This window comes from Haliea sp., from assembly GCF_040222615.1.
Taxonomy (GTDB): Bacteria; Pseudomonadota; Gammaproteobacteria; order Pseudomonadales; family Halieaceae; genus Haliea.
The window spans coordinates 1-7,531 of the sequence record NZ_JAVKCQ010000054.1 but is presented as its reverse complement, the minus strand read 5'-3'; the positions used below and the strand labels follow the sequence as shown (position 1 = coordinate 7,531).

At 62.3% G+C, this 7,531-nt stretch carries 10 protein-coding genes; 5 read left to right on the top strand and 5 right to left on the bottom strand.

Annotation, left to right across the window (positions count from 1 at the left end):
- Positions 1–203, top strand: a 203-nt coding sequence (locus RJQ10_RS04795; protein ID WP_350144167.1) for a hypothetical protein, incomplete at its 5' end; no start/stop codon positions are given.
- A 53-nt stretch (positions 204–256) separates the two neighbouring features.
- Here RJQ10_RS04795 and RJQ10_RS04790 read toward each other — a convergent pair.
- Positions 257–1,135, bottom strand: a complete 879-nt coding sequence (locus RJQ10_RS04790; RefSeq protein ID WP_350144165.1) for an NAD-dependent protein deacetylase — start codon at positions 1,133–1,135, stop codon at positions 257–259.
- A gap of 35 nt (positions 1,136–1,170) precedes the next feature.
- Here RJQ10_RS04790 and RJQ10_RS04785 point away from each other — a divergent pair, with 35 nt between their 5' ends.
- Positions 1,171–2,082, top strand: coding sequence for a TIGR01777 family oxidoreductase (locus RJQ10_RS04785; RefSeq protein WP_350144163.1), 912 nt, complete (start codon positions 1,171–1,173; stop codon positions 2,080–2,082).
- Here the strand turns inward: RJQ10_RS04785 and RJQ10_RS04780 are convergent.
- The gene (locus RJQ10_RS04780) at positions 2,058–3,359 is read right to left on the bottom strand and encodes a sigma-70 family RNA polymerase sigma factor (protein ID WP_350144161.1); all 1,302 of its coding nucleotides are present in this window, start codon (positions 3,357–3,359) and stop codon (positions 2,058–2,060) included. The two genes, RJQ10_RS04785 and RJQ10_RS04780, sit on opposite strands and share 25 nt — an antisense overlap.
- Before the next feature lie 176 nt (positions 3,360–3,535).
- Here RJQ10_RS04780 and RJQ10_RS04775 point away from each other — a divergent pair, with 176 nt between their 5' ends.
- Positions 3,536–4,534 (top strand): MerR family transcriptional regulator, encoded by a 999-nt coding sequence (locus tag RJQ10_RS04775; protein WP_350144159.1) that lies wholly within the window; start codon positions 3,536–3,538, stop codon positions 4,532–4,534.
- A 12-nt stretch (positions 4,535–4,546) separates the two neighbouring features.
- Here the strand turns inward: RJQ10_RS04775 and RJQ10_RS04770 are convergent, their stop codons facing one another.
- On the bottom strand, positions 4,547–5,170 hold the full coding sequence (locus RJQ10_RS04770) for an exosortase H-associated membrane protein (protein ID WP_350144157.1): 624 nt from the start codon (positions 5,168–5,170) through the stop codon (positions 4,547–4,549).
- A complete protein-coding gene (gene xrtH / locus RJQ10_RS04765; protein WP_350144155.1) occupies positions 5,167–5,664 on the bottom strand; it encodes an exosortase H in 498 nt (165 codons plus the stop codon). Before xrtH ends, RJQ10_RS04770 begins: the two co-directional genes overlap by 4 nt.
- A 69-nt stretch (positions 5,665–5,733) precedes the next feature.
- Between xrtH and RJQ10_RS04760 the strand changes: the two genes are divergently transcribed.
- Both RJQ10_RS04760 and RJQ10_RS04755 read left to right on the top strand, forming a co-directional pair.
- Positions 5,734–5,907: a hypothetical protein gene (locus tag RJQ10_RS04760; protein ID WP_350144153.1), complete on the top strand. Its 174-nt coding sequence runs from the start codon at positions 5,734–5,736 to the stop codon at positions 5,905–5,907.
- A gap of 26 nt (positions 5,908–5,933) precedes the next feature.
- Positions 5,934–6,362 carry an LEA/WHy family protein gene (locus RJQ10_RS04755; protein WP_350144151.1) on the top strand — a complete coding sequence of 143 codons (429 nt, stop codon included), beginning with the start codon at positions 5,934–5,936 and terminating at the stop codon, positions 6,360–6,362.
- Between the two features lie 27 nt (positions 6,363–6,389).
- On the opposite strand, the gene RJQ10_RS04750 is transcribed toward RJQ10_RS04755, so the two are convergent.
- On the bottom strand, positions 6,390–7,531 hold a 1,142-nt coding region (locus RJQ10_RS04750; RefSeq protein ID WP_350144149.1), incomplete at its 5' end, for a sodium-dependent transporter.

Here is a 7,531-nt window from a genome sequence, read left to right as displayed (position 1 = left end):
AGACCACCGGGCAAATTGCCCTGACGCCCGGCAGCTACTGGGTTACCGTTACCGCGGCAGGCGACAAGGCCGTGGTGGCGTTCGACAGTGGTGGCTTGATTGAGCTGGAGGGTGGAGTGAATTATACGGTGATCGCGCGGGATCCGTCGCCGGCGGAAGTGTCTGGCAGCCCGCTGATTGAGCTGACAATCCTGACCGATTAAGAGAACGGTTCAGCCAATGCAGCCCGCGTCATAGCACGCGGGCTTTTTTTTGGTCACACGGCGGGTGGCGACAGGGGTGGTTGTGCGCTGACACCGGTGACAGCGTCCGCCAGCATTTCGAGCAGGAGTTCACAGGGTGTGAAGAGCTTGAGGCTGGCAAGGGGATCGGCCCGGGTAAGGCCGGGGTTGAGCAGAACCAGCGGTTTGCCCAGGGCGTGGGCCGCACGGCAGAAGCGGAAGCCCGAGTAGACCTGCAGGGAGGAGCCGACAACCAGCAGCACATCTGCGGCTTCTATAGCGGTGGCGACGCTGGTGACGCGCTCTTTCGGTACCGTGCCACCGAAGAACACCACGTCCGGCATCAGTACGCCCCCGCACGCCAGGCAGTTGGGTACAGCGGTTCTTCGTGCCATTGCATCCGGCAGGGTCATGTCGCCATCGGGCCGGGACGAGGCGCCCGGCTCTAGCGCGGCGAGGTGTGGATTTGCCTGCTCCAGCCGCAGCTGCATCTCTTCTCGCTCTGAATACCGCCCGCAGCCGACGCAGCGGACCCGATCCAGGCGTCCGTGCAAGTCAACCACAGCACTGCTCCCCGCGCGCTGGTGCAGGCGGTCGACATTCTGGGTAACCAGCAATTCAACGGCACCGGCAGCCTCCAGCCTGGCCAGCGCCCGGTGCGCGGTATTGGGCAGAGCATCGCGTACCCCTGGCCAGCCAAACCAGGAGCGAGTCCAGTAGCGCTGCCGGGTAGCTGGCTCCTGCAGAAAATCGCGGTGCTGAATGGGGGCACTGTACAACCAGTTGCCGCCCGCATCCCTGTACGTGGGGATGCCCGAGCTGGCGCTGATGCCGGCGCCGGTAAGGACAACCAGCCGGGAGCGCCGATCCAGCAGTGCCAGCAGTTGTTGCAGTTCGGGCCCGGGATTGATCATGATGGAGCTCTACCTAAAACGTGAGGAATCAGGGTATGCATATCCTTATCACCGGGGGCACCGGGTTCATCGGTCAGGCACTGGTGCCACAGCTGCTCGGGAGTGGGCACCGTATCACTATCCTCAGCCGCGGTCGGCATCGCGATTCGGAGCAGTGTAACTTTGTGCGGTCCTTGAACGAACTGCCCGCTGACAATGGCCCGGACGCGGTAATCAATCTCGCCGGTGCCTCCCTGGCGGGCAAGCGCTGGACGCCGGCGTACAAGGAGGAAATCGTTGCCAGCCGTGTGGACGGTACGCGGGAGCTGGTGGAATTTCTCGCCTCCAGGGCACAGCCCCCGCGAGCCCTGCTCAGCGCCAGTGCCATAGGGTATTACGGGCCGCGCGGAGACCAGCCGCTGACGGAAACCGCCCCACCCGGCCTCGGCTTTTCCAGCGAGCTGTGTCAGGCGTGGGAGGCGGAGGCCTTGAAGGCCGAGGGGCTGGGCGTGAGAACCTGTCTGCTGCGTCTGGGGGTGGTTTTGGACAGGGAAGGGGGCGCCCTGCGGGAAATGGCGATGCCGTTTCGTTTCGGGATTGCTACCTGGCCGGGCACGGGCCACCAGTACCTGAGTTGGGTCCACCGGGTGGACGTGGTAGCCGCGATGACCATGCTGCTGGAGCAAGACGACCTGGCCGGCGCGTTCAATGTTACCGCGCCGACCCCGGTGACCCAGCGCGAGTTCTGCGCGGCCATGCAGAAGCAGTTCCGCACGCTGCCCGCTATTCCGGCTCCCGGCCCCGTCATGCGCCTGATGTTGGGTGAAATGGCCGGAGAGCTGCTGCTTAGCGGCCAGCGGGTAGAGCCCGCGGCCCTGGAGGCCGCGGATTTCACGTTTGCTTACCCGGGAATAGACCGGGCACTGGCTGCCGTTTTCGATCCTCAAGCGGGCGACAGGTTGCCGTGATCCCGGGCCGCGTCGCGTACGGTTGTGTTGCGGCTGAGTTTCTCCAGCGCCGACCGTTCGAGCTGGCGCACCCATTCACGGCTGACCCGCATTTTATCGGCGACTTCAGCGCGGCTCAGGGGAGGGCCCCGGTGCAGGCCCCAGCGCGCGATCACCACCTCCTGTTCAGCGGGCTCCAGGTGATCGATTTCCTGTAGCAGGCAGCGCTGCAGTGACTCGGACTCGGCACTGGCCGCGATGTCCTGGAAGGGGCCGCCAGGTACGCTGTCGAGGAGCGATTCGTCACCGTCTTCGTACTGCGGCTGGTCCAGGGAAACGGCCATATTCCGCAGCTGTCGCAGTTGCCGCGCCTTGTCGGGCTCAATCCCAGCCGCGCTGGCGAGCTCCTCCTCGCTGGGTTCCTCGCCGGTGCTTGACCAGATGGCGTTGCGTTCGCGGTAGAGCTTGCCTACCTGTTCGCGGACGTGGGTGGGGTAGCGAATCAGCGCGGCACCGTCGTTGACATAGCGGCGGACAGCCTGGGAAATCCAGTTGTAGCAGTAGGTGCTGAACCGATAACCCTTGTGCGCCTCGAATTTTTCCGCGGCGCGGATCAGGCCCAGAGTACCCTCCTGTATCAGGTCCCGGTAGGGGGCTCCCTTGCCAAGGTACTTGCCTGCTATGGAGTACACCAGCCGCAAGTTGTGCAGTGTCAGGGTGTCGCGGGCCTGGTTGAAGCGTGACAGGGCCAGCTTCAGAGTGGCCAGCTGTGCCGGCTCCAGTTGGTAGCGGCGGCTGCCGGTGTCCACTCCCTCGGCGGCGGCCTGCCATGCCTGCAGTGCGTCGGCTACCCGACATTTCACTGCATGGCTGTTGTGGCGGCTGACGACGCCTGCCATGCCCACCAGCAGACTGGCGGGCAAGGTCATTTCGGTAGCAATGTCTTCTGCACCCGCGTGATCCTCCGCTGCCAGCGCCGCAGCGAGCTGGGAAACACAGCTCGCGTGCTTTCCGCCGGCCAGATAGGCCACCAGTTCGCGGCGCAACAGAAAGTGGTAGTCGCGGTTATCGAAGTCGGCCACGTCCGGCGGCTGGGCGATTATCCGGTCCAGCATGTCCCGCACGAAGGCGCGGCCTCCCACGCTGGCGAGCAGCAGCGATTGTATGCTGGCCACGGCTTGCCACTTGCTGCCGTCAATGTCGCGCTCCTGATCGGCACTCAACAGCGGATAGCGGCGGGCTTCGGCAAACAGCCGCTCCAGTTCCCGGTCGTCGGTTTCAGTTTTCCAGTTATCCACAGCACAGCTCCTTCCTGGTTTGCCGTTGATACGGCCTCGTGCACCCTGTTGGACAAGAAAACCGGACAGTTGTCCAGATAACAAGCGAACACAAGCTGGGCAAGTCATCCAGCAGCACCCGGGAGGCGTAACAAGGATGACTACTTTCGAGGCTTCTGATTATGGACCAGGCTGTTATGGAACCCCGTCCCCTGTACGGAATTGGCACTGTCGCCCGTCTCACCGGCCTCAAGCCGGACACCCTGCGAGTGTGGGAACGACGTTATGGCCTGGGTGCCAGTCACAAATCGGCAACCGGTCGGCGCCAGTATACGCAGGCTGATCTGGAGCACCTGCAGCTGGTGGCAGCGCTGGTCAACAGCGGCTCCCGCATTGGGGAGATCGCCTCCACCGAGCGCAAGACCCTGGAGATGTTGCTGCGCAGCCGGGGCAAGAGTGGTCGTGCGGCCGTGCCGGCGCCCAAGCCCAGGGTGGTCTTCGTTGGCCTGCAGCTCTGCGAGTGGCTGGAAGAGCATCAGGGCTGTCTCGCCGGCGTGGATGCGCTGCTGGTGAGAATGGTCCTGGCGGATCTCACGCCACAGATCTGCGAAGAAATCGGCCATGCCGACTCGCTGGTGGTCGAGTGCGCAACACTGAGCGGCATGCAGACGCGCCAGCTCAGTGACCTGATGCGGGATCTGGATGTTGAGCGGGCCCTGGTTACCTACCAGTTTGCCAGTGAGCGCTGGTTGCAGGTGCTGGAGCAGCAGAACATCGCTGCGACCGCCTTCCCGCCGGACCCGGCCTACCTCGCCTTTGAGCTTGCCCGCAGCGTTGCAGACAAGAGCGTCAGTCAGGGGGATTCCAATCTGGGCGAACTGATGACCGCCAAGCCGCGGCAGTTCAACGAGATGCAGCTGAGAGCGGCCCGCCAGCTCAAGAGCACCCTTGACTGCGAGTGCCCCCGACACATAGCGGACCTGATTCGATCGCTGAGCCATTTTGAGGACTACTCGTCCAGTTGTTCAGTGGAAAACTGGCACGATGCCGCCGTACACGCCTGCATCTACGCCTACACCTGTCAGGCGCGCTGGCTTATGGAGCGGGCCTTGCAGGCGGTATTGGAGGAGCGCGGCGAAGAGTACCAGGGCGTACTGCGAGAACTCGCAGACAGCCCGATGGGTGACGCAGCCTGAACGGATGTGTGTTCAGTCGGCGCTGCCCGGATCCTCGGGGAGGTCCGTCGTTCGTCCCAGCAGCAGCGACTGCCAGCGCGGGCTGTCTCGCACAGCCCAGGCCCAGAGCAGTATCGGCGCCACTGTCGGTACAATCAGGGTGCTGAACTGGTACATGAGCGCGATTGCCGATGGTGGTGGCAGGGGCAGGGACGTCGTCGCGTGCAGTGCCGGTCCCACCGCCACCATCAGGTCTTTCAAAGCAACCGATACGAACCCGACGAACATCAACAGCCACAGGGCGAGCAGGCTCCTGGCGTAGCGCCCGACAGAGTCCTCGATACGACTGGCACAGTGCAGAGCCGTGTAGAACGGTATGGAGTAGGACAGCAGGCGCGTACTTTGAGGGAACGCGAGCTGATATTCCGCCTGGGACAGAGGAACCACGATCCCGTCGCGTTCGCCAAAACGGCTGAAGACCATCAGCTGGTTCTGATCCAGGGAAATGGAGTGAATAATATCCGGCGCCGCCCAGGGCATGCTCAGCTGGGTGAGCCAGATGGCAGGTGCGGCCGGTAGTGCGCCAAGGCCATACCAGAGTCCAAAACAGGGAATCATCAGCAGTATGACCAGCCCGATGAAGCGGTACAGGGTCATGCGTTTGCAGCCGGGCGGCGCCGTTCCAGGAAGCGCAGATAGAGAACAAACACGATCAGCACATCCAGCATGATAAACACCGGCCACAGGTACAGGTGGGTCCAGTTGAAGATTTCATAGTTCCACTGGCCCAGGTAGAACAGGCTGATGATGCGGGCGATATTGAGCACCTGGATGGTCAGGAATCCTGCCAGTATCGCGCCGAGGCGGTAGTGCCAGGGTGCAGGGTAGGCGAGAACCCCGGCAATCAGCACAATGGCTGCTTCTACCCCGTTACACCCCGATTCGATGGAGACGGCAAAGTTGTTGACGCTGTGGGCGATAACGCGACCGTAGGCGAGCACGTCGCTGTCAAAGGGAGTGATCAATGCGGCACTGAGCGCGGCGAGCGACGCGGTAAACGGTTGAATAACCGCAGCCTGCACCGGTTGCAACATCTCGACGGTGAACAAGCTGACCAGCACGGCCAGGAAGATAACAATGAATTTCGTCATGCGGATGCTATGATGCTCTCCAGCGCCTGATTCAGGTCGCCGCCGAGGATAACACAGGGGAGCGGAAAGTTGTCACAGACAGCGCGAGCGATAGGCATTGTGGTTACCCTGGCCATGCTGGTGTTCAGCGGCTGGATGTATCTGCAGACCGGCGATTGGGTGGCCCTGCTGTTCGCTGTATTCAGTCTTGGCTACGGCGTATTCTTTTTCTCCATCACCCCGCGTGACGGTGACGCTTCGTGATTGTCCGCGGTGCAGGTTTGCTTGTTATGGCGCTGGCACTTTGCCTGGGCGGCTGCGGCAGCCTGTTACAGGGCATTGAGTCCCCCAAGGTAAGCGTCGACAGTGTGCGCAGCTTGCCCGCCGGAGACAGCGGGCCCCGCTTCCAGATCGTCCTGCGCATTGCCAACCCCAACGCCCGGGCACTGGACATTGCTGGTATCAGCTACGGCATCCAGCTGCTGGGCAGGGAGCTGGTCAGCGGTGTCAGCAACCAGGTGCCGAGGATAGAAGGCTATACGGAAGAGCAGGTCACCATTGATGCCGGGGTCAATCTGCTGGAGCTGCTGCGTCTGCTGGCCAATCTGGGTCGCAGTCGCAGCGACGCCCTTGACTACAAGTTTACGGCCAAGATCGACTTCCGGGGGGTATTGCCTACCCAGTATGTCGAGGACAGCGGCAGCATCGCCCTGAACTGAGTTCGACCGGGTCCCGCTCCGGAGGCACTAGCCCAGCAGTGACTGGGCGAATATCAGCAGTATTATCACCGGGCACACCACGCGCACGTACCCGGGCCAGATTTTCCAGAACAGACTGTATTCGACCCTGTCGTTGCCTTTGCGCAGTTCCTGCAATAACTGGTCCCGGCGCCATACCCAGCCAACGTAAAGGCAGAACATGAAGCCCAGCAGGGGTTGGCTGTAGCGCGTGGTGGCAGCGACTACCAGTCCGAACAGTGCCTCGAAATTGAGCAGGATGACGGTGCTGGCGATCGCGATCAGGGCGCCGATGACAACCACGGCGCGTTTGCGATCCACCCCGTGCTCTTCGATGGTATAGGCCACCGGTACCTCCAGCATGGAAATGGAAGAGGTGAGGGCGGCGATACTCATGAGGAAAAAGAACAGCAGGCTGACCACCACCCCGGCCAGACCCATGGTGTCGAACAGGCGGGGCAGGACATTGAAAATCAGCGTGTCCTCGGAGATCAGCTCCCCCGTTGCGGTAAAGATCTCCACCCCGTTGTGCAGTGCGACATACATGGCGGGCAGCACCAAAAAGCCGGCCAGTACTGCAATACAGATATCGACCAGGGTGACAAGACCGCCCACCACCGGCAGGTTTTCCCGGTCGCTGATATAGGAGCCGTAGATCAGCATGGTGCCCACCCCCAGTGACAGCGAGAAAAAAGCTGCCCCCAGCGCTTTCAGGATGAGGTCCGGCGCCAGCGCCCGCTCGAAGTCCGGCAACAGGTAGACGCGCAGGCCATCCATGGCACCGTCCAGGGTGAACACATACAGCACCAGCAGGACCAGCGAGACCAGTAACATGGGCATCAGGCGGCTGGACCAGCGTTCGATGCCCTGTTGTACGCCCTCGGAAATGATGCCGACCGTCAGGGCCATGAATACCAGCATGAACCCCATGTTGCGGACAAAGCTGAATTCGGTCAGCCAGTCAGCGAGGGCGTCGAATCGAAACAGCTCGGAGATTGCTGCCGCACAGTGGGCGAGCATCCAGCCGGCCACAATGGCGTAGAAGCTGAGAATAAAACTGGCGACGATAAAACCGGTGATGCCGGTTGCGGTGCCGACACGACGCGTGACAGGATTGGGAGAGATCAGACGCAGGGCGCTTACCGCATTGG

Excerpts from the sequence above, each read along its gene's own strand:
- RJQ10_RS04790 (WP_350144165.1), bottom strand. The coding sequence starts at position 1,135 with ATGATCAATCCCGGGCCCGAACTGCAACAACTGCTGGCACTGCTGGAT.
- RJQ10_RS04785 (WP_350144163.1), top strand. The coding sequence starts at position 1,171 with ATGCATATCCTTATCACCGGGGGCACCGGGTTCATCGGTCAGGCACTG.
- RJQ10_RS04775 (WP_350144159.1), top strand. The coding sequence starts at position 3,536 with ATGGAACCCCGTCCCCTGTACGGAATTGGCACTGTCGCCCGTCTCACC.
- RJQ10_RS04770 (WP_350144157.1), bottom strand. The coding sequence starts at position 5,170 with ATGACCCTGTACCGCTTCATCGGGCTGGTCATACTGCTGATGATTCCC.
- xrtH (WP_350144155.1), bottom strand. The coding sequence starts at position 5,664 with ATGACGAAATTCATTGTTATCTTCCTGGCCGTGCTGGTCAGCTTGTTC.
- RJQ10_RS04755 (WP_350144151.1), top strand. The coding sequence starts at position 5,934 with ATGGCGCTGGCACTTTGCCTGGGCGGCTGCGGCAGCCTGTTACAGGGC.